Origin of the sequence: Frigidibacter sp. ROC022, from assembly GCF_024723735.1 — a bacterium.
Taxonomy (GTDB): domain Bacteria; phylum Pseudomonadota; class Alphaproteobacteria; order Rhodobacterales; family Rhodobacteraceae; genus SLM-1.
Window position 1 is genome coordinate 176,295 of record NZ_JANQDU010000003.1, and the last position, 21,032, is coordinate 197,326.

General features: G+C 66.7%; 19 protein-coding genes and 1 riboswitch. Of the genes, 8 read left to right on the plus strand and 11 right to left on the minus strand.

Features of this window, described 5'->3' with window-relative positions:
* Window positions 1-45 precede the first annotated feature (45 nt).
* On the plus strand, window positions 46-1,959 hold the full coding sequence (gene ftsH, locus NUW50_RS12610) for an ATP-dependent zinc metalloprotease FtsH (RefSeq protein ID WP_258289490.1): 1,914 nt from the start codon (window positions 46-48) through the stop codon (window positions 1,957-1,959).
* A gap of 89 nt (window positions 1,960-2,048) precedes the next feature.
* On the opposite strand, the gene NUW50_RS12615 is transcribed toward ftsH, so the two are convergent.
* From NUW50_RS12615 to NUW50_RS12630, 4 genes are all read right to left on the minus strand, one after another.
* Entirely contained in the window at window positions 2,049-3,227 is a 1,179-nt protein-coding gene (locus NUW50_RS12615) for an NAD(P)/FAD-dependent oxidoreductase (RefSeq protein ID WP_258289491.1), read from the minus strand.
* A gap of 191 nt (window positions 3,228-3,418) precedes the next feature.
* On the minus strand, window positions 3,419-3,760 hold the full coding sequence (locus tag NUW50_RS12620; RefSeq protein ID WP_258289492.1) for a DUF427 domain-containing protein: 342 nt from the start codon (window positions 3,758-3,760) through the stop codon (window positions 3,419-3,421).
* Between the two features lie 11 nt (window positions 3,761-3,771).
* Window positions 3,772-5,565, minus strand: coding sequence for an aminopeptidase P family protein (locus NUW50_RS12625; RefSeq protein ID WP_258289493.1), 1,794 nt, complete (start codon window positions 5,563-5,565; stop codon window positions 3,772-3,774).
* Window positions 5,566-5,664: 99 nt separating this feature from the next.
* Window positions 5,665-6,381, minus strand: a complete 717-nt coding sequence (locus tag NUW50_RS12630) for a glutathione S-transferase family protein (RefSeq protein WP_258289494.1) — start codon at window positions 6,379-6,381, stop codon at window positions 5,665-5,667.
* Between the two features lie 146 nt (window positions 6,382-6,527).
* Window positions 6,528-6,605: riboswitch (SAM riboswitch) on the plus strand.
* 32 nt (window positions 6,606-6,637) lie between these two features.
* On the opposite strand from NUW50_RS12630, the gene metZ reads away from it, so the two are divergent.
* Window positions 6,638-7,828, plus strand: coding sequence for an O-succinylhomoserine sulfhydrylase (gene metZ, locus NUW50_RS12635; RefSeq protein ID WP_258289495.1), 1,191 nt, complete (start codon window positions 6,638-6,640; stop codon window positions 7,826-7,828).
* Window positions 7,829-7,924: 96 nt separating this feature from the next.
* A complete protein-coding gene (gene folE2, locus NUW50_RS12640) occupies window positions 7,925-9,037 on the plus strand; it encodes a GTP cyclohydrolase FolE2 (protein WP_258289496.1) in 1,113 nt (370 codons plus the stop codon).
* 109 nt (window positions 9,038-9,146) lie between these two features.
* Here the strand turns inward: folE2 and NUW50_RS12645 are convergent, their stop codons facing one another.
* On the minus strand, window positions 9,147-9,524 hold the full coding sequence (locus NUW50_RS12645; protein WP_258289497.1) for a hypothetical protein: 378 nt from the start codon (window positions 9,522-9,524) through the stop codon (window positions 9,147-9,149).
* Window positions 9,525-9,727: 203 nt separating this feature from the next.
* On the opposite strand from NUW50_RS12645, the gene cobA reads away from it, so the two are divergent.
* Both cobA and NUW50_RS12655 read left to right on the plus strand, forming a co-directional pair.
* Window positions 9,728-10,579 carry a uroporphyrinogen-III C-methyltransferase gene (gene cobA / locus NUW50_RS12650; RefSeq protein ID WP_258289498.1) on the plus strand — a complete coding sequence of 284 codons (852 nt, stop codon included), beginning with the start codon at window positions 9,728-9,730 and terminating at the stop codon, window positions 10,577-10,579.
* Window positions 10,580-10,584: 5 nt separating this feature from the next.
* A complete protein-coding gene (locus tag NUW50_RS12655) occupies window positions 10,585-11,874 on the plus strand; it encodes a cobyrinate a,c-diamide synthase (protein ID WP_258290144.1) in 1,290 nt (429 codons plus the stop codon).
* A gap of 51 nt (window positions 11,875-11,925) precedes the next feature.
* On the opposite strand, the gene NUW50_RS12660 is transcribed toward NUW50_RS12655, so the two are convergent.
* The 5 genes from NUW50_RS12660 to NUW50_RS12680 all read right to left on the minus strand — a co-directional run bounded on the left by NUW50_RS12660 (window position 11,926) and on the right by NUW50_RS12680 (window position 16,047).
* A complete protein-coding gene (locus tag NUW50_RS12660) occupies window positions 11,926-12,678 on the minus strand; it encodes an ABC transporter permease (RefSeq protein WP_258289499.1) in 753 nt (250 codons plus the stop codon).
* A 3-nt stretch (window positions 12,679-12,681) separates the two neighbouring features.
* Window positions 12,682-13,482, minus strand: coding sequence for an ABC transporter ATP-binding protein (locus NUW50_RS12665; protein WP_258289500.1), 801 nt, complete (start codon window positions 13,480-13,482; stop codon window positions 12,682-12,684).
* Window positions 13,469-14,230: an ABC transporter permease gene (locus tag NUW50_RS12670; RefSeq protein ID WP_258289501.1), complete on the minus strand. Its 762-nt coding sequence runs from the start codon at window positions 14,228-14,230 to the stop codon at window positions 13,469-13,471. Before NUW50_RS12670 ends, NUW50_RS12665 begins: the two co-directional genes overlap by 14 nt.
* A 76-nt stretch (window positions 14,231-14,306) precedes the next feature.
* Window positions 14,307-15,287: an ABC transporter substrate-binding protein gene (locus NUW50_RS12675; protein ID WP_258289502.1), complete on the minus strand. Its 981-nt coding sequence runs from the start codon at window positions 15,285-15,287 to the stop codon at window positions 14,307-14,309.
* An 85-nt stretch (window positions 15,288-15,372) separates the two neighbouring features.
* Complete coding sequence (locus NUW50_RS12680; protein WP_258289503.1) at window positions 15,373-16,047, minus strand: FadR/GntR family transcriptional regulator; 675 nt, start codon at window positions 16,045-16,047, stop codon at window positions 15,373-15,375.
* Window positions 16,048-16,230: 183 nt separating this feature from the next.
* Here NUW50_RS12680 and NUW50_RS12685 point away from each other — a divergent pair, with 183 nt between their 5' ends.
* The 3 genes from NUW50_RS12685 (at window position 16,231) to NUW50_RS12695 (ending at window position 19,548) form a co-directional block, all read left to right on the plus strand.
* Window positions 16,231-16,917, plus strand: coding sequence for a fumarylacetoacetate hydrolase family protein (locus tag NUW50_RS12685; protein ID WP_258289504.1), 687 nt, complete (start codon window positions 16,231-16,233; stop codon window positions 16,915-16,917).
* A gap of 99 nt (window positions 16,918-17,016) precedes the next feature.
* Window positions 17,017-18,552, plus strand: coding sequence for an acyl--CoA ligase (locus NUW50_RS12690; RefSeq protein ID WP_258289505.1), 1,536 nt, complete (start codon window positions 17,017-17,019; stop codon window positions 18,550-18,552).
* 18 nt (window positions 18,553-18,570) lie between these two features.
* Window positions 18,571-19,548, plus strand: a complete 978-nt coding sequence (locus NUW50_RS12695) for a 2-dehydropantoate 2-reductase (RefSeq protein WP_258289506.1) — start codon at window positions 18,571-18,573, stop codon at window positions 19,546-19,548.
* 29 nt (window positions 19,549-19,577) lie between these two features.
* On the opposite strand, the gene NUW50_RS12700 is transcribed toward NUW50_RS12695, so the two are convergent.
* On the minus strand, window positions 19,578-20,789 hold the full coding sequence (locus tag NUW50_RS12700) for a 2-isopropylmalate synthase (protein ID WP_258289507.1): 1,212 nt from the start codon (window positions 20,787-20,789) through the stop codon (window positions 19,578-19,580).
* Window positions 20,790-21,032 lie beyond the last annotated feature (243 nt).

The window sequence follows — 21,032 nt, forward strand, 5'->3', positions numbered from 1 at the left end:
TATGCTACAATCGGCAAACGCATCCGCCGCGGTTGGGAGAATGACTTGGGCAACGCACGCAATATCGCCTTCTGGGTGGTCCTGTTCCTGCTGATTCTGGCGCTGTTCAACCTGTTCTCGAACGGAACCGGTACGTTGAGCAGCAACACGGTCAGCTATTCGGAATTCGTCAAGGCGGTGAATGACGGGAATGTCGCCTCGGTCGATCTCGACGGCGAGCAGGTGATGTTCCGCGGTGTCGACAACAAGACCTACGTCACGATCAAGCCCGACGACGCCAAGCTGACCGATTTCCTGATCGAGAAGAACATCCCGGTGAAGGCGCAGAGGCAGGAGCAATCGGGCCTGTCCTCGATCATCATGACCTTCCTGCCGTTCCTGATCCTGATCGGGGTCTGGATCTATTTCATGAACCGGATGCAGGGCGGCGGCAAAGGCGGGGCCATGGGCTTCGGCAAGTCGCGGGCCAAGCTGCTGACAGAGAAGCATGGCCGGGTGACCTTCGACGATGTCGCGGGCATCGACGAGGCCAAGGAAGAACTGGAGGAGATCGTCGAGTTCCTCCGCAACCCGCAGAAGTTCAGCCGCCTAGGGGGCAAGATCCCCAAGGGTGCGCTGCTGGTCGGCCCGCCGGGCACCGGTAAGACCCTGCTGGCCCGCGCCATTGCGGGTGAGGCCGGGGTGCCGTTCTTCACCATTTCCGGATCGGACTTCGTGGAGATGTTCGTCGGTGTCGGCGCCAGCCGCGTCCGCGACATGTTCGAACAGGCCAAGAAGAGCGCGCCCTGCATCGTCTTCATCGACGAGATCGATGCCGTCGGCCGGTCGCGCGGCGTCGGCTATGGCGGCGGCAATGACGAGCGCGAGCAGACCCTGAACCAGCTGCTGGTCGAGATGGACGGTTTCGAGGCCAACGAAGGCGTGATCATCATCGCCGCGACCAACCGGCCCGATGTTCTGGACCCGGCGCTGCTGCGTCCCGGTCGTTTCGACCGCCAGATCACCGTGCCGAACCCGGACATCAAGGGCCGCGAGAAGATCCTCTCGGTCCATGCCCGCAAGGTTCCGCTGGGGCCGAATGTCGATCTGCGCGTCATCGCCCGCGGCACGCCCGGGTTCTCGGGCGCCGACCTTGCCAACCTGGTGAACGAGGCGGCGCTGATGGCGGCCCGGATCGGGCGGCGCTTCGTGACGCTCGAGGATTTCGAACAGGCCAAGGACAAGGTCATGATGGGGCCGGAACGGCGCTCGATGGTCATGACCGAGGAAGAGAAGAAGCTGACGGCCTATCACGAGGCCGGCCATGCCATCGTCGGCCTGCATGTGCCGCAGCATGATCCGGTCCACAAGGTGACGATCATCCCGCGCGGCCGCGCCCTGGGGGTGACCTTCTATCTGCCCGAGCGGGACAAGCTGTCGATGACGCGCGAATCGGCGCTGTCGCGGCTGGCCTCGACCATGGGCGGCAAGGCGGCCGAGGAACTGGTGTTCGGCAACGAGAACGTGACCAACGGCGCCTCGTCCGACATCCAGCAGGTGACCCGGCTGGCCATGGCCATGGTCAGCCAGTGGGGCATGTCCGACAAGCTGGGCAACATCAATTATACCTCGACGCAAGAGAGTTTCCTTGGCAGCCAGAGCCAGTTCAACGCCTCGGAGGAAAGCCGCGAGATCATTGACCAGGAGGTCCGGCGGCTGGTGGACGAGGGGTTCGACCGTGCCAAGGCGATTCTCAGGGAGAACTGGGACGAGCTGGAAAACCTGGCCCAGGGCCTGCTGGAATACGAGACGCTGACCGGCGAGGACATGATGCGGGTGATCCGCGGCGAGAAGCCGAAATCGGACGACGACGATTCCGGGTCCTCGGAAGCCGAGACGCCCTCGACCCTGACCGCGCTGCCGAAGACCAAGGCCAAGCCGCCAAAGTCGGGCGGAATGGAGCCGGAACCCTCGACCTGAACCGGGTCGGAGCCACAGGAACGGGGCCATGGACAGACAGTCCGTGGCCCTTTTCATCGGGCGGCTGCGTCAGAGCCCCCGCCGCGATCTCAGATGACTGCCAGTTCGCACAGCGGCTTGCCCGCCGCGATCCGCGCATAGCTCAGGTCCGACAGGTCCAGCGTCGCCCAGCGGCCCTGGGTGATCCATTCGGCGATGCCGCGGCCCATCGCCGGGGCCTGTTGCAGGCCGTGGCCGGAAAAACCGTTGACGAAGAGGAAGTTCTCCACCCGGTCATGCGGCCCGACCACGGCGTTCTGATCGAGCGTGTTGTAGGCGTAGTGCCCGGCCCAGACCCGGCGCAGGCGGATCGCCTCGAAGCTGGGGATGCGGGCGGCGATTGCGGGCCAGACCATCTCTTCCCACAGCGTGTGGTCGATGTCGAAATCGTCGGGGTCCACCGGCCCGTCCTCGACGGGTTTGCATCCCGCCATGTAGCCGGTGCCATCGGTGCGGACATGGACGCCGGAGGGGTCCACGGTCAGCGGCAGGTCGCGGGGCAGGGGGCGTTCGGCGTCGAAGACATAGGTGTAGCGCTTGCGCGGTTCGACCGGAAGTTGCAGCCCGGCCATGGCAGCAACCCGCGCCGCCCGCGGACCGGCCGCGTTGACCAGCCAGTCGCAGCCGACCCGGCTGCCGTCGGTCAGCCCCACCGAGGCGACCCGGTCGCCCGCAAGCGTCACCTCGCCGACCTCGCCCTGCCGGAACTCCACGCCCTGCCGCCGCGCCGATCTGCGCCAGTGGTCGAAGATCGCGGCGCCATCGAAATAGCCCTCGTCCCGGGTGCCGAGGCTGCACAGGTGAATGCCTGAAAGATCGTAGAACGGATAGGCCGCCTGCACCTCTTCCGGCGTCATCAGCACCGTTCCGGCGCCGAGCCCCGCCTGAAGCGCCTGCGCCCGCGCCAGATTGGCCGCGGCCGCTTCCGACCCGGCAAGATAGAGATAGCCAAATTCCTGCAGGCGGGGTTGCGGTGCCTCGGGGTCATCGGCGAGGGCGCGGAAGTTCCGCACCACCTCGGCACCGTAGAGCGAGATGCGGATATTCACCTCGGTGGTGAATTGCTGGCGGATGCAGGAATTGCTGTGGCTGGTCGAGGCGTCCTCATAGCTGGGATCGCGTTCGACGATCAGGATGCGCTGTCCCGGAACCCCGGCGCGAAGCAGGTGCCACGCCACCGACGAACCCATCATCGCGCCGCCGACGATCACCACGTCATAGTGCTGCATGGCCACCTCTCATGCCCCGAACCGGCGCTGAACCTATGGCGGCAATCCGGCCTCGTCCAGCGCTGGCGTGCAGGCGATCGCGATAGGGCAGAGAAGTGAATCCATCCGCAGAAAGGGGGCCCGCAATCGAAGCGGCGCCGATTGCCGAAATCCCACCCGCCGCGCCGGTATCGGCGGCCAGGGGCCGGAGCTCAGACCTTCTCGACCGTCACCTTGTCGGCCGCGAAGGCCAGGTGGCCGGCAATCGCCTCCATCCCCGGCTTCGGCGTTTCATAGGACCAGGCGACGTTCTCCAGGACGCCGCTCTTGCCGTGGATCGAATAATAGGTGGCCTCGCCCTTCCGCGGGTCGGTCGTGGTCTTGTCGGTCTTGCCGAAGAAGGCCATCGCCATGTCGTCGCGGGGAAAGTAGATCACCGGCGCAAGATCGCCTTCGGCCAGCGACAGCGCATTGCGGCTTTCGCCCAGCACCGCACCCAGGGCGCGCACCACCCACTGCCCCCCGGCGGGGGTGATCGTGATATGGTCTGCCATTCTGCCCTCCCTCAGAGCGGCGCGCAGGCGCGCACCAACCAGTCGCGGACCTCGGGTTGCACCCGATCCGCCAGTGCCGCCAGCGTATCCCGGTGATAGGCGTCGATCCAACCCCTTTCCTCTGCCGTCAGCTCTGCCGTGACGATCAGCCGCCGGTCGATCGGCACGAAGGTCAGGGTGCGGAAGTGCAGCATTTCGCGGTGCGCGTCGCCGCCGGGCAACGCCGGGGCGGGCTCGACGGCGAGCAGGTTCTCGATCCGGATGCCGAAGGCGCCCTCGCGGTAGTAGCCCGGCTCGTTCGACAGGATCATCCCCGGCTCCAGCGGCACGTCGGACAGCCGGCTGAGCCGCGCCGGGCCTTCGTGGACCGAGAGATAGACCCCTACACCATGCCCGGTGCCATGGTCATAGTCCTGCCCGGCCAGCCAGAGCGGCGCCCGCGCCAGCGTGTCGAGATGCGCCCCGGCGACGCCTTTCGGAAAGCGGATGCGCGACATCGCGATCATGCCCTTCAGCACCCGGGTGAAGCAGAGCTTCTCCTCGTCCCCGACCTCGCCGACCGCCACGGTCCGGGTGATGTCGGTCGTGCCGTCGAGATACTGCCCGCCGCTGTCGATCAGCAGCAGTTCGCCGGGCTTCACCGGGCGGTTGGTGGCCTCGGTCACACGGTAGTGGATGATCGCCCCATTCGGTCCGGCGCCGCAGATCGTGTCGAAGGAGATGTCCTGCAGGGCGTTGGTGGCCCGCCGGAAGCCTTCCAGCGCCTCGACCACGGCGATTTCGGTGAGGCCGCCGCCGGGCGCCTCGCGATCGAGCCAGCAGAGGAAGGCCGCCATCGCGGCGCCGTCGCGCAGATGCGCCTCGGCGGTGCCGGCGAGTTCGGCCCCTGTCTTGCGGGCCTTGGGCAGCACGCAGGGGTCGGCGCCCCAGACCGGCTGCGCCAGCAGGTCCGAGACCGCCAGAGGCGCCAGCGACTTGTCTACCCGGACCTTGCCGGTCTGCGCCTTCAACGCCTCGGGGAATGCATCGCGGTCATGCAGCCGCACCGCGCCTTCCGGATGTGTCCCGAGGTCCAGGTCGCGGCCGCTGGTCAGGAACAGATCGACGGTTCCGTCGGCGTGGAGCAGGGCGAAGGCCAGCGGCACAGGCACTTTCGGGATGTCCTCGCCACGGATGTTCAGCAGCCAGGCGATGCTGTCGGGCATCGTCAGCGCCGCCGCCGCGTGGCCGGCCCCGGCCAGTTCGGCGCCCAGCCTCTGCCGTTTCGATGTGGCGCTCTCGCCGGCATTGGCCACGGGCCAGGGCCGGACCCTGCCGGCGGGCAGGGGCGGCTGATCGGGCCAGACGCGATCCACCAGGTTGTCGCTGGCGCGCAGCTCGATTCCGCTGCCGTCGAGTTTCTCGCGCAGTTTCTCCACTTCGGCGGCGGTGTGCAGCCAGGGGTCGAAGCCGATGGTGCCCCCGCCGGGCAGCGCCTCGATCAGCCAGTCGGCCAGCCCGGTTTCCGGCCATGCGACCGGGGTGAAGACCTCAAGCGCCACCTCGGCCTTGACCTGTACCCGGTAGCGGCCATCGACGAAGACCCCGGCGCGGTCGGCCAGCACGGCGCAGAAACCGGCGGAACCGGTAAAGCCGGTCAGCCAGGCCAGCCGGGCGTCATGCGCCGGAACATATTCGCCCTGATGCGGATCGGCGCGCGGCACCAGAAAGCCGTCGAGTCCGGCGCCCGCGATCTCGGCACGCAGCGCGGCCAGCCGGGGCGGGCCCTGATCGGGGCGGGTGGTGGCATCGAAGGTCTGGAACAAGGTCGAGGTCCTTTCAGGGGCGCGGGGGCGCATCCGCGCCGGATGGCGCCGTGGCATCGTCAATGGCAAGGCCGGGGTCGGCCCTGCCACTGGCGCCTGTCAGCCCTTTTGCCCGAACAGGATTTTCTGCGATTCCTTCTGCTCGTCCGGGTCCGGCTTGCGGTCGCGGACTTCGGCGGCGACATTGCGGCCGGCCTGTACGCCGGGCCGCGCCGCGATGGTGTCGAGCCAGCGCTTCATGTTGGGCTTGTCCTCCAGCGTCTGCTGCTGGCCTTCCCAGAGCGAGGCCCAGGGCCAGATCGCCATGTCGGCGATCGAGAAGAAGTCCCCGGCGACGAATTCGTTCTTGCCAAGCTGGGTGTCGAGCACCCGGTAGAGCCGCCCGGTCTCGTTCCGGTAGCGTTCCTTGGCATAGGGCAGGTCGTTCGGCGGGTCCATCGAGGGCGCGTATTTCAGGAAGTGATGCGCCTGTCCGGCCATCGGTCCCACACCGCCCATCTGCCACATCAGCCACTGGTCGACGGCAATGCGGTCGCGCTCGGTCGGGCCGCCGAACTTGCCGGTCTTGCGCGCCAGGTATTGCAGGATCGCGCCGGACTCGAAGATCGAGATCGGTTTCCCGTCCGGCCCGTCGGGATCGACGATGGCGGGCATCCGGTTGTTCGGCGCGATGGCCAGGAACTCGGGTCGGAACTGCTCACCCTTGCCGATGTTCACCAGGTGCAGATTGTAGGGCAGATCCATCTCGTGCAGGGCGATGGTGACTTTCCAGCCATTCGGGGTGGGCCAGTAGTGCAGGTCGATCGGTTGGGTCATGGGAAGGCTCCTGTTGCAGGCACAACATGGGCTTTTGCGGGCCGAGGGCAAGGGGGGAGTGGTTCGGGCGGGGCGGCGGCCCGGCCCGCCGCGCCCCGGGAAACGGCCGGGGATGTCGGCTTGACCGGCCCACACCCGCGCGTTATCCCCTCGGTCGTGGCGATTTGTTACCGGATTGCGGGCCACGTTAAACATGCCGCTAAAGAGGTCGGGCTTTTGTCCCTCCTTCCGGTCATGACAGATCAAGGAGTGGCGCATGGCCAAGAAACCCCTATCCCCCGACTGGACTCCCCGGACCCGCGCGGTCCATGCCGGCACCCGCCGGTCCGGCTATGGCGAGGTGTCCGAGGCGCTGTTCCTGACCCAAGGCTTCGTCTACGACAGCGCCGAGGCCGCCGAAGCGCGCTTCGTCAAGGCCGGCGAGGACGAGTTCATCTATGCCCGTTACGGCAACCCGACAGTGCGGATGTTCGAAGACCGGATCGCCGCGCTGGAGGGCTGCGAGGATGCCTTTGCCACCGCCAGCGGCATGGCAGCGGTCAATGCGGCGCTGATGGCGCCGCTGAAGGCGGGAGACCATGTCGTGTCGTCGCGGGCGCTGTTCGGCTCCTGCCTCTATATCCTTGAGGACATTCTGGGCCGTTTCGGGGTCGAGGTCACGCTGGTCGATGGCCGCGACCTGGCGGCCTGGAAGGCGGCGATCCGGCCCGACACCCGGCTGGTCTTCTTCGAGGCGCTGTCCAACCCTGCGCTGGAGGTGATCGACATCGCCGCCGTGGCCGAGCTGGCCCATGCGGCCGGGGCACTGGTGGTCTGCGACAATGCCATGGCCTCGCCGGTATTCTCCTCGGCCCGCGCCGCCGGCGCCGATCTGGTGGTCTATTCGACGACCAAGCATGTCGATGGCCAGGGCCGTTGTCTGGGCGGGGTGGTGCTGGGCAGCAGGGAGCTGATCCGCAAGACCATCGAACCCTATGTCAAGCATACCGGCGGGGCGATGTCGCCGTTCAATGCCTGGGTGGCCCTGAAGGGGCTAGAGACGCTGGACCTGCGGGTCCGGGCACAGGCCGCGACGGCGCAGAAGATCGCCGAGGCGCTGGAGGGCCATCCGAAGCTGGATCGGGTGATCTATCCGGGTCTGCCCAGCCACCCGCAGGCGGCGCTGGCGGCCCGGCAGATGGGGGCCGGCGGCACAGTGCTGGGCATCGACGTGAAAGGCGGCAAGGAGGCCTGTTTCGCCGTGCTCGACCGGCTGAAGCTCTTCACGATCTCGAACAATTTCGCCGATGCCAAGTCGATCGTGACCCATCCGGCCACGACCACGCATCAGCGTCTGCCGGCAGAAAAGAAAGAGCTTCTCGGGATCACGCCCGGTCTGGTCCGGGTGTCCTGCGGACTGGAGGATGGCGAGGACCTGTTGCGCGACCTCCTTGCTGCTCTGGACTGATCCGTTTCCCCCTGCCGGGCGTATTCCCAAGGGAAAGACTTGGATTTACCCGCGATCCGCCTATCTTGGGGGAAACGCGCGACAGGGGGGCAGGCCATGAACATTCATCCGGGCTCGGCAGAGGACACGCCGTCACGGGAAGAGGCGGCCAGGGCCTTGGCCCTGTTGACCCGCTGGGCCGAAACCGCGACCGTGACCGAGGTGGCGACGCTGCACCCCGCCATCGCCCGCTTGCTGCCCGGTCAGGAGGTGCAGAACTATCCGGCGCTTCTGCGCGCCTACCCCGAGGACTTCACTGCCGACGAGGTCTACCGCGCCACGCTGCCCGACCTTCAGAACGGCCCCGAGAGTCTGATCAAGGGCGCGAAGACCGCAATCCAGCATGTCGGGATTTCCAACTTCCGGTTGCCGATCCGCTTTGCCAGCCGTGACGCGGCGCAGAACGGCGGGTTCCTGACGCTGGAGACCTCGGTCACCGGCACCGTCAGCCTGGAGGCCGAGAAGAAGGGCATCAACATGAGCCGCATCATGCGCTCGTTCTATGCCCATGCCGAAAAGACATTCTCCTTTGCCACGATCGCCGCGGCACTGGACGACTACATGCGCGACCTGGGCAGTTTCGACGCCCGCATCCAGATGCGGTTCTCGTTCCCGGTGCGGCGCGAGTCGCTGCGCTCGGGCCTGTCGGGCTATCAGTATTACGACATCGCGCTGGAACTGGTCGAACGCGACGGTCGGCGCAAGAAGATCGTCCATCTCGACTATGTCTATTCCTCGACCTGCCCCTGCTCGCTGGAACTGTCGGAACATGCGCGGCAGTTCCGCGGCCAGCTGGCGACGCCGCATTCGCAGCGTTCGGTGGCGCGGATCTCGGTCGAGGTGGTGGACCCGGAATGCCTCTGGTTCGAGGATCTGATCGACCTCTGCCGCCAGGCGGTGCCGACCGAGACCCAGGTGATGGTCAAGCGCGAGGACGAGCAGGCCTTTGCCGAGCTCAACGCCGCCAATCCGATCTTTGTCGAGGACGCGGCGCGGCTCTTTGCCGGGGCGCTGCTGGCCGAGCCGCGGGTCGGCGATTTCCGGGTCGTGGCCAGCCATCAGGAAAGCCTGCATTCGCATGACGCCGTCTCGGTGCTGACCGAGGGACCGACCTTTGCCAGCGAAAGCCTGGACCCGAAGCTGTTCAACTCGCTGTTCCACGTCGGCTGAGGGCGATCACGGTTCTTCGGTGACGACCCGATGGAGCGGCAGACCCTGCCAGGCGTCGGCGTGCAGCTAGAACTGGTCCATGGATGTCTCGACCCGCACCGGCGCCTGCTCAGCCCTCGGGCTTGGGCGTCGGCGTGTCGGCCGGGGCGGTCACCGGGCGGTCGGGCGCCGGAGCGCCCGGGTCGGGTTTCTGCAGGTTGCTCCAGACCACCGCCCCGACGATCACCAGCCCGAGCGCCAGTTCCAGCAGCAGCGGCCCTCGCGCCAGCCAGCGCGGCCAGCCGGGCTTTACCTGTCGGGCCATGAAGAAACAGAGCGCCGCCAGGATGATCGCCAACAGCTGCAACTGCAGGAACATGGCCAGCCGGTTGAGTCCCCGGGTCATGCCGAAATCGCTGGACGCGGTCAGCATCGGCGCCAGAACCGAGGCCGCGGCCAGCACCACCCAGAGGGCAAGGATCGTCCAGACCAGTCCTTGGCGCCCCATCTCTCCCCCTCGCAACAGCCTCACCCGTGAAAAAGCTAGCAGCGGGTTGGGGCTCTGCCTAGCCTGACGCGGAAATTGCCCCCGCCGGGCACCCGCGATCCGGTGCCAGTCCGGGGTTTCGACGGCCACGGCGCGGCGAGAGCCGGCCGGAGGCGTCAAATCAGCCCCTTTTGCCGGTCCGGGCGGCGGGCCATAGTGCGGCCATGACCGACTCGCTGCCGCCTCTCTCCTGGCCCGAACTCGCACCCGGATGGGTCTGGCTGGCTGGTGCCGGGCCGGGCGATCCGGGGCTGCTGACGTTGCACGCTCTGAACGGGCTGCGGCAGGCGGATGTGATCGTGCATGATGCGCTGGTCGGGCCGGATATCCTGTCCTGGGCGCCGCAGGCCGAGAAGATCTATGCCGGCAAGCGCGGCGGCAAGCCCTCGGCCAAGCAGCGCGACATCTCGCTGCAACTGGTCGAGCTGTCCCGCGCCGGGCGAAGGGTGCTGCGGCTGAAGGGTGGCGATCCCTTTGTCTTCGGGCGCGGCGGGGAAGAGGCGCAGACCCTGATCCAGCATGGTGTGCCGGTGCGGATCATTCCGGGCATTTCGGCGGGGATCGGCGGGCTGGCCTATGCCGGCATCCCGGTGACGCATCGCGACGTGAACCAGTCGGTGACCTTCATCACCGGGCATGACCAGTCGGGCGAGACCCCGGGCTCGCTGAACTGGCAGGCGATCTCGGACGGGTCGCAGGTGCTGGTGATCTACATGGGGATGAAGCATATCGCCCAGATCGCGGCGGCGCTGCTGGCGGCGGGCCGGCCGGCGTCCGAGCCGGTGGCGGTGGTGGTCGATGCAACCCTACCCGGCGAGAAGGTTCTGGAGACCACGCTGGGCGGGCTGGTCGCCGATCTGGCGGGGTCGGGGCTGGAGCCCCCGGCGATCATCTGTGTCGGGCGGGCGGTGCTGATGCGGCAGGTGCTGGACTGGCAGGCGCTGGCGCGCGGGGCGGCGCCGCGCGATCTCGATCCTCTGGGACGGGACGCGGCGCAGGCGCAGGAAACCGGGTGAGCGCCATGCCGCCGCGTGGGGCCGCGGGGTGCGGACTGATCCTGGCGGCGCCGGGCTCGGGCGCGGGCAAGACCACGGTGACGCTGGGCCTGTTGCGCGCGCTCCGCCAGCGCGGCCTGTCGGTGCGGGGCGCCAAATCCGGCCCGGACTATATCGACCCGCGCTTCCATCAGGCCGCCACCGGGCAGCCGTGCCCCAATCTCGACGCCTGGGCGATGTCGCCCGAACGCCTGCGGGCACTGGCCGCCGGGCCGGGGCTGCTGCTGATCGAGGGCGCCATGGGCCTCTTCGACGGTGCGCCGCCGGAGGGCCGGGGCGCCACCGCCGATCTGGCGCGGCAGTTGCGGTTGCCGGTGGTGCTGGTGGTCGATGCCGCCCGCATGGCTCAGTCGGTGGCGCCGCTGGTCGCGGGGTTTGCCGCCCATGATCCCGAGGTCCGGGTCGCCGGGCTGATCCTGAACCGGGTCGGCTCTGCCCGTCATGAGGCGATGCTGCGCCGCGCGCTGGCGCCGCTGGGCCTGCCGGTGCTGGGGGCGTTGCCGCGGGCCGAGGGGCTGGGCCATCCGTCGCGGCACCTGGGCCTGGTGCAGGCTGCCGAACGTTCGGACCTGGAGGAATTTCTCGATCGTGCGGCGCAGGCGGTTGTCTCGGCGCTGGACCTCGACGCGCTGCTGGCGCTGGCCGAAGCGTTGCCCGAGCCCGTGCGGGGGCCGCGCTGCCCGCCCCCGGCGCAGCGGATCGCAGTGGCCGAGGATGCCGCCTTCGCCTTTGCCTATCCGCATCTGCTGGCCGATTGGCGGGCGGCTGGGGCCGAGCTGGCGGCCTTTTCACCGCTGGCCGACGAGCCGCCGCCGCCGGCCGATCTGGTGCTGCTGCCCGGCGGCTATCCCGAGCTGCACGCCGGCCGGCTTGCCGCGGCCGCGAGCTTTCGCGCCGGAATGCTGGCCGCCGCCGGCCGGGCCGAGGTCTATGGTGAATGCGGCGGCTACATGGTGCTGGGCGAAGGGTTGATCGACGCGCAGGGAACCCGGCACCGGATGCTGGGACTGCTGGGTCTGGAGACCTCTTTCGCGGCCCGGCGCCTGCATCTGGGTTATCGCCGGCTGCATGCCGAGGCGGGCCCCTTCGCGGGCAACTGGGTGGGGCACGAGTTTCACTATGCGACCACGCTGAAGGCCGAGGGCGCGGCGCTGTTCAGTGCCCGGGATGCGGAAGGCACCGCGCTGGCGCCGATGGGGCTGCGTGCCGGGCGGGTCTCGGGCTCCTTCGCGCATCTGATCGAACCGCAGGGCTGAGGCCCCGGCGGGCTCGATCAGACCTTCACCACGAAGATGCCGGGGTGCCGTTCACCGCTTGGCCGCGTAATAGGCGACCTTGCGTTCGAGATAGGCGAGGAACTCGGAAATCGAGAAGGCGAGGGCGAAGAGAACCAGAAGAACCGCCCAGAAATGCGCCATCAGGAAGTTGGCGGAATAGAGCTCGAACAAGGCGCCGAAGCCGACGATGGAAATCAGGAGCTGCCCGATGATCACCCCTTTCACGGCACGGATGATCCCGATCCGCACGCCGCCCAGGATCTCGGGCAGGGCGGCCCAGAAATAGATCTTGAAGAAGGCATCCACCGGTGACGCCCCGAAGGAATGTGCCATTTCGACCAGCGACCGGTTGATCTGCCGCACCCCGGCCCGCGAGTTCAGGATGATGATCCAGATCGCGAACAGCGCGGTGGTGATGATGATCGCCTTCATCCCGAAGCCGAACAGGACCATCAGCACCGGGACCAGCGCCGTCAGCGGCGCGCTCAGAAACATGTTCGCCCAGGGCAGGAGCAGCTCGTCCAGCAGGCGGCTTCGCCCCATCAGGATCCCCAGCGGGACGCCGATGACGATGGCGGCGAAGACACCCCCGGAAAAGGCATAGGCCGTTTCGGACAGCGCCTTGATGAAGGGCGGGGTGCCGATGATCGCCACCAGCGTGCGCAGCACCTCGGACAGTGGCGGCACGAAGAAGGTCAGCTCTGCCCGGCCGACGATTTCCCACAGCAGACCCCAGATGAGCAGCGAAGACAGTCCTGGAAGGCGATAGCCGAAGACGTACATGTTCTACTCCACGTAACTGCGCAGGGACGCCCAGATATTGTCAACGATATCGAGGTATTCCGGGTCGCGCCGGATGTTGTCGATCCCCTTGTTACGGAACCCGGAGGGGCGGATGACCTCGGACACCCGGCTGGGTCGCGGCAGCAGGATGGCGATCTGGTCAGAGACATAGACCGCTTCCTCGATCGAATGGGTGACGAAGATGAAGGTCTTGTTCTCGTTCTGCACCAGCGACAGGAGGTCTTCCTGGAACTTCCGGCGGGTCTGTTCGTCCACCGCCGAGAAGGGCTCGTCCATCAACAGCACCTGGGCATCGACCGACAGGGCGCGGGCCAGCCCGACCCGCTGGCGCATGCCGCCGGACAGCTCGTGCGGGTAGCTTTGTTCGAACCCGGCCAGCCCGACATCCTTGATGTATTTCTCGGCCCGCGCTTCCCGTTCCGACCGGGCGACGCCGCGCAGTTCGAGACCGAAGGCCACGTTGCGCAGCACCGTTGCCCAGGGCAGCAGCGCGAAGTCCTGAAAGACGAAGGCGCGATTGGGGCCCGGGCCGGTGACGGCCTTGCCGTTGACCTCGACCTCGCCCGATGTCGTCTTGAGCAACCCGGCGATGATCTTCAGCAGCGTGGTCTTGCCGCAGCCCGAAGGGCCGAGCAGAGAGGTGAGCTGGCCGCGCGGAAACTCGAGCGTCAGGTCCTTCAACGCCTCCACCGCGCCGTAGTTCTTCGTGATGTTGCGGGCGGAGACGGCAATCTCGGTCGGGGTGTTTTCCACCGGCGTGAGCACTCGCTTAGTCTGAGACATAGCCAAGGTCGTTTCCTTTGAAGAGGAGTTTTTCAGCCATTTCCAAGAGGTTCAGGAACAGAACCGCCAGAGCGATGATCGAGAATATCGCGGCGTACATGGTCGGATAGTCCGCGATGGAACGGCTGAAGGTGATGATGTCGCCGACGCCGGTCGGGGTGATCTTGAGCTCGGCCAGGATCGCACCGATGAAACCGGCGGAAACGCCCAGTCGCAGCCCGGCGAAGATCAGCGGCGAGGCGGCCGGGATGATGATCTTCAGCAACATGTCGGTGCGGCTGCCCAGGAACGACCGGCACATTTCCATGATCGACTCGGGCGTGTGACGCACCGCGCCGGCGGTGTTGAGAACGATCACCGGCATGGCCATGATGCAGACCACGAAGACCTTGGATGTCAGGCCGATGCCATAGGCCATCACCAGAAGCGGGATCAGCGCCGCCAGTGGCGCCGACTGCATGACGATGAAGATCGGCGATACCAGCCAGTCGAAGAACTTGCTCAGCCCGATCCAGAGGCCCAGGCCGATCCCGAGAACGGTGGAGATCGCCACCCCGACGATCAGCGGTTCCAGTGTCTCGGCATAGGCGGTGAACAGGGTGCCATCGAGCGCCAGCCGGAACAGGGCGATCATCGAGTCGATGAAGGTGGGGAAGGCATAGCTGACCGGAATGCGCCCCGCGATCTCCCAAGCGCCGAAGATGATGACGCCGGACAGGAGTTTCAGAAGAAAGGAACGTTTCAGCATCACGGGGGTCTCGCAAATCCGGAACGGAAGGCAGGCGCCACCGGGCCCGGAAAGGCCCGGCGGCATCGGTCACTGGCTATTTCATCCCCGCGTCGAGCGGGGCGAGATACCAGAAGTCCTCGATATTGAGGGTCGAGGGGTCGCCCTCCAGCTGACCGGCCGCTGAATACCACTCCATGTCGGCCATCGCCGCCTTGCGCCCGCCGCCGTTGACGTCATAGAGCCCGGCCGCCACGGCATCGGCATAGAACCCGTCCAGTTCATCGAGGATCTCGGCCGGAAGCTGGCCGATCGGGCCATCCGGGTTGGTTTCGCGCCGGATGATCGTCGGGTCTTCGGCCATGTCGTGATAGACGCTCAGCAGCGCATTCACGAAGATCTGGACCTGTTCCTCGTTGTTCTGGATCCAGTCCAGGTTTCCGAACAGGGCTTCGTCGCTGGCTTCCACGTCGAACATCTCGAGCACGTTGAAGCGGTCGGCCGCCGGGCCGCGCATCAGCTTGTTGGTGTTCGACAGGTCGATGATGGTCGCATCGGCCTGGCCACCCAGCAGGGCCGCCACCCGGTTCGACGAGCCCGGCACATAGGACCGTTCGCCGAACTTGATGCCGATCCGGTCCTCGATCACGTTGGCGATGGAGTCGGTGCCGCCGCCGCGCGAGTGCAGCAGGATCGGCTGGCCGTCGAGGTCCTTGAGCGTGCTGTACGCCTTGGTGGTCACCGGGAAGAATTTCAGCTTCGACAGCTGGAAGATGATCCGGATCGGGGCGCGGGACCGTTGCATGGCGGCATAGGGCGTCCCGAAACCGATATCCATCTGGCCGCTCAGAACCGCCTGGATCGCCAGTTCCTCGTCCGAGAAGGCGGTCCACTCATAGTCCAGCCCGTTGGCCTTGGCGCGATCGAGGGCGACGAAGAAGGCCGCCAGCTCGTCCGAAGGCGTTTCGGCCAGCGCGATCTTGATCGTGTCCGCCTGGGCCGTCGCGGGCATCAGAAAGCCCCCGGCCACCATGGCGGCTGCCAAGAACGACTTGGTCTTGCGTAGGAACTTTTCCATGTTTCTCCTCCCTGAGAAAACAGTCTGGTTTCGAGTATCTCTGGCCGCGCGGATTTTCCGTCTTCGCCCGGATACGTTCTGCTGCTCAGATCTCCCCAAACAGCCGCGCGGAGACCGAACCGATGTGCCGGCGCATCGCGTCATGCGCGCCGGCCGGGTCCCGCGCGGCGATGGCCCGGGCGATTGCCGCGTGTTCTTCGAAACTGCTGTGTGACCGCGGCGGCTGCCGGGTGCTGCGGGTCACGTTGCCCCAGGCGACCGCCCGCTGAACCTGGCTCAACTGGTCGAACAGGGCGGCCAGCAGCATGTTGTCCGCGGCGGCGGCGATGGCGTGGTGGAATGCGTCGTCCTGGGCCTCGTAGCCGGCCCAGTCCCCGGCCTCCTCGGCCCCTTCCTTTGCCTGCATGATCCGGTTCAGCGCCTCGCTCGAGGCATTGATCGCGGCTTCGCGGGCGATGGCCGGCTCGATGCACAGGCGGGCCCGCATCATCTTGACCGGGGTCAGCTGGCGGCTGATGTCGGTCAGCGAGGCGCTCTGCTTCTCGTCCCTCTCGGGGGCCAGGAAGGTGCCCTTGCCGACATGGCGCCAGATCGCGCCTTCGCGCTCCAGCTCGTCCAGCGCCCGGCGCAGCGTGTTGCGGGTCATGCCGAGTGCGCCGATCAGCTCCCGCTCGGCCGGGAGCCGGTCGCCCGGCGCATAGTTCCCGGCGGAAATGAACTCTCTCAACGTATCGACGCTGACTTCGCGGCTCGCGAGCATTGGTTCACCAATCCTGTAGATTCCGGTCGCTTGGACGACCAATCCGGCCAAGAACTGCCCAACTATTGCAGATCAATTCGGAATCGCAACAAAAAAGTCGATGTTTTTTCCAAGAGGGGAGATTGATCGATTTTGGCTTGCGATCTATCAAGGCTGGAAACGAATCAAACCACGGAGAAACCGATGCCGCACTATGCCATTGAAGCGCCGCAGGCCCCGGGCTTGGCGATCGAGGGAACCGACGCCCTGTTCCCGGTTCGCAGGGTATATTGCATCGGGCGGAACTACGCGGCCCATGCGATCGAAATGGGTCATGACCCGGATCGCGAGCCGCCGTTCTTCTTCCAGAAGAATCCCGACAACCTAGACCCGTCGGGAAGCTTTCCCTATCCGCCGCATTCGTCGGATGTGCACCATGAGGTGGAAATGGCCGTCGCCCTGAAGAGCGGCGGGACGAACATCCCGGTCGACTCCGCGCTGGACCATGTCTTTGGCTATGCCCTGTCGCTGGACATGACCCGCCGCGACCTTCAGAGCGAGGCCAAGAAGCTGGGTCGTCCTTGGGAGATCGGCAAGGCCTTCGAACGCTCGGCGCCGATCGGGCCGATCCATCGCGCCAGCGACACCGGTCATCTCGACCGGGGGCGCATCGCGCTGACGTTGAACGGCGAGGTCAGGCAGGAGGGCGACCTGAACCAGATGATCTGGAAGGTGCCCGAGATGATCTCGTACCTTTCGGAGTATTTCGAACTCGCGCCGGGGGACGTGATCCTGTCGGGGACCCCTTCCGGCGTCGGCCCGGTGCAGAGGGGCGACGTGATGGAAGTGTCCGTCGAGGGCCTGGGAAAGATGGCCGTGAAAGTGGTCTGACCCGCTTTGGGGTCATCGTGCCGCCGGAGCCTTGATTTGCGGCCGGAGCAGGGTGGCCCGGTCGGACCGCATCCCTTTGACCACTCGAAGGAGCCTGCCATGACCCGGACCATCGCTGCCTTGATTGCCCGCCACGAGTCCGGGCGCCCCGCGATCGGAGCGCCGGATCGCGGCTGGATGACCTATGGCGCGCTGCGCCGTCTGAGCGCGGATGTCGCGGCATCGCTGCGGTCCCTCGGCATCGGCCGCGCGGATCGGGTCGCGATCGTGCTGCCCAACGGTCCCGAGATGGCCACCGCCTTTGTCTGCATTGCGCAGTGCGCAACGACCGCGCCGCTGAACCCCGCCTATCGTCGGGAGGAGTACGAGTTCTATCTGGAGGACCTGCGGGCCAGGGCGCTTGTGGTGGCGGCGGATTATGACGGCCCGGCGCTGGCCGCCGCCGACAGGTTCGGCGTGGCGGTTCTCCGATTGACCCCGGAACCGACCGGCCCTGCCGGCGCGTTCACCCTGACCGCCGAGGCCAGCGCCGGAGCGTGCGACGCCGCCGCGCCGGGCGAGGATGACGTCGCGCTGATCCTGCACACCTCCGGCACCACCTCGCGGCCCAAGATCGTGCCGCTTCTGCAGTCGAATGTGGTCATGTCGGCCAACAACGTGAAGGACGCGCTGGCGCTGACGCCGGATGACCGCTGCCTGAACGTGATGCCCCTGTTCCACATCCACGGGCTGATCGCGGCGGTTTCGGCCTCTCTGGCCGCGGGCGGTCAGGTCTGGTGTGCGCCCGGGTTCAATGCCCTGCGCTTCTTTGCCCAGCTGGATGATGCACGGCCCAGCTGGTTCACCGCGGTGCCGACCATGCATCAGGCGATCCTGACCCGGGCCGAGCGCAACAGGGAGGTGATCGACCGGGCCGGACTGCGCTTCCTGCGCTCATCCTCGTCGTCGCTTCCGGCGCCGGTGATGGCCAGGCTGGTCGAGACCTTCCGGGCGCCGGTGATCGAGGCCTACGGCATGACCGAGGCGGCGCATCAGATGTGCTGCAACCCGTTGCCGCCCGGGGTTCAGAAGCCGGGATCGGTCGGGATTGCCGCAGGTCCGGATGTGCGGATCGCGGATGAGGACCGCGACGAGCTGCTGGCCACGGGAGAGACCGGCGAGGTGGTCATCAGCGGCCCGAACGTGACCCCGGGATACGAGGGCAACCCGAAGGCCAATGCCGAGGCGTTCTTCGACGCGGAGGGAAAGCGATGGTTCCGCACCGGCGATCAGGGCGCGTTCGACGCCGATGGCTATCTGTCGCTGACCGGCCGGCTGAAGGAAATCATCAATCGCGGCGGCGAGAAGATCAGCCCGCTGGAGGTCGATGCCGTGCTGCTGGGCCACCCGGAGATCGCGCAGATCGTCTGTTTTGCCGTGCCGCATCCGAAGCTGGGCGAGGATATTGCCGCCGCTGCGGTTCTCAGGGAAGGTTCGGTGCTTGGCGAAAGCGATATCCGCGCCTATGCCGCCGAGCATCTGGCCGACTACAAGGTGCCACGCAGGGTGGTGATTCTCGATGAAATCCCCAAGGGGGCGACCGGAAAGATCCAGCGCATCAGCATGGCCGAGAAGCTCGGCCTTGCCGGCGCATAGGTTGGGGAGCGCCCGGCGATGAAGATATGTGTGTTCGGTGCCGGCGCGATCGGCGGCTACATGGGGGCCAAGCTGGCGCAGGCGGGGGCCGATGTGAGCTTGGTCGCGCGCGGCCCGCATCTGGCAGCCATGCAGGCGCATGGGCTGACCCTGATCGAAGCCGATGGCAGGCGGACCTCGGTGCCGGTCTCGGCCGCCGAGGATCCGGCGGAGTTCGGCCCCCAGGATTATCTTGTCGTCACGCTCAAGGCCCATTCGGTGCCGCCGCTGGTCGCCCGGATGCAGCCCCTGATCGGCGCCGATACGACCATCGTCAGCGGCGTGAACGGCGTGCCCTGGTGGTATTTCCACGGTGTCGGCGGTGATCTTGAGGGCACCCGGCTGGCCTCGGTCGATCCCGGCGACGCGCAGTGGAACGGTTTCGGCCCCGAGAGAGTGCTGGGCTGCGTGGTCTATCCTGCCGTCGAGGTGATCGCGCCCGGCGTGATCCGGCATATCGAGGGCAACCGGTTTTCGCTGGGTGAACCGGACGGGTCGAAGTCGGACCGCGCCCTGGCGCTGTCCGCGGCGCTGACCGCGGCAGGGCTGAAGGCGCCGGTGCGCCCGCGCATCCGCGACGAGATCTGGGTCAAGCTCTGGGGCAACCTGTCGTTCAATCCGATCTCGGCGCTGACCCATGCGACGCTGGATGTGCTCTGCACCGATCCCGGCACCCGCGCGGTCGCGCGCGGGATGATGCTCGAAGCGCAGGAGATCGCCGAGAAACTGGGGGTGAAGTTCCCCATCGACGTGGATCGCCGGATCGACGGCGGCGCGGCCGTGGGGGCGCATCGCACCTCGATGCTGCAAGACCTCGACCTCGGTCGTCCGATGGAGATCGATGCGCTGGTTGCCTCGGTGCAGGAACTGGGCCGGCTGACGGGCACCGAAACGCCCACCATCGACACGGTCCTGGCCCTGATCCGCCTGCGCGCGAGAACGGCGGGCCTCTACTAGCCTGCCGCGCGGTCGCGGGGGCCGGGCGGCTATGCCGCCCGCACGTTCGCGACGATGGCCTTGAACTGGTCGTCATCCAGGATGCTGCGCAGGGCGATGCCTTTCTGCTTCACCTGGCCGAGAATTTCGGCAAGCTCGTCCTCGGTGGCCTCGCCAAGGCCCAGTTGCTCGAGCTTGTAGACGATCGAGGCCTTGCCGCTCTTCTTGCCCAGCACGACTTCGCCCGAGCGCCCGGTCAGGGCCGGATGGGTGCCGAACATCACCAGCGGGTCATGCATCACATACTGGATGCCGATCCCGGACTCTCGGATGAAGTTGCCCGAACCGAGCACCGGCTTGTTCCGCGCGATCGGGACGTTGGACAGCTCCGCCAGCAGGTCGCCGAGTTCGGGGAGCTTGTCGAGCCGATAGCCGGTCTCGTATCCGTAGAGCAGGTCCAGCCCCAGCATCAGCTCTTCCAGCGCGGCATTGCCGGTGCGCTCGCCCAGGCCGTTTCCGCAGCTGTGGACCACCTCGGCTCCGGCGGTCACGGCGGCGAGTTCGGTGGCCACGCCCATGCCGAAGTCGTTATGCGTGTGAATCTCGATCGGAAGGCCGGTCATGCCCTTGACCCACCGGACCATGTATTTGATGGCTTCCGGTGTGGCGCATCCCATCGTGTCGACGATGCCGATCGAGTCGGGCGGCGACTCGGCCATGATCCCCTTGCAGAGGTTTTCCAGGTCCTGCGGGCGGGCGCGGGTGGTGTCATAGGGAAAGAACACAGCGTACAGCCCCTGTTCGCGGGCGTAGTTGATGACATCGCGGCTCTTCCGGAACACGTCTTCCCAACTCCAGCCGAACTGGGTGACGAGCTTCGGGTAGCCGATCGGCACCTCGATGATCACGCCGTGCGCGCCGCATTCCAGCGCCATGTCGATGTCCTGCTTGAGCGCACGGGCAAAGGTGAAAATCCGCGCCTTCAGCCCGAGCTTCGATATCTGCTTGATCGCCTCGGCGTCCTGCGGGGAAACGGCCGGCATGCCGGCTTCGATCCGGTCGACCCCGATTTCGTCCATCTTGCTGGCAATCCGGATCTTGTCGTCGATCGAAAACACCACACCGGGGGTCTGCTCACCGTCGCGCAGGGTCGCGTCATGGATCTGGACTTTCGGCGGAAGCGCGAGTTCCTTGCGGACTTCGGGAATGAAATTGTACGGGCTGACCCAGTATTTTCCCTCTTCAAAGTGGTTCTCGCGCATGGGTTTTCTCTCCGCCGGCTGGTTCGTCCCGGCTGGAGTTTTCGCATATATTTTGACTATGAACAATAAAAAACCTACTTTTTATCCAGATTGGCCGGGCTATCGCTCTTTTCTGCCGTGCTCCTGATCCGGAGGGGCCCGGGGCGCGGGCAGGGGGTGCCGCGGTTTTTCGTTTGCCAGGGGCCGGTTGTTCCGCAGTCGAACGGTCCTGACCGTGGCAGAGGGGCGTGTGTCCTCTTCGGT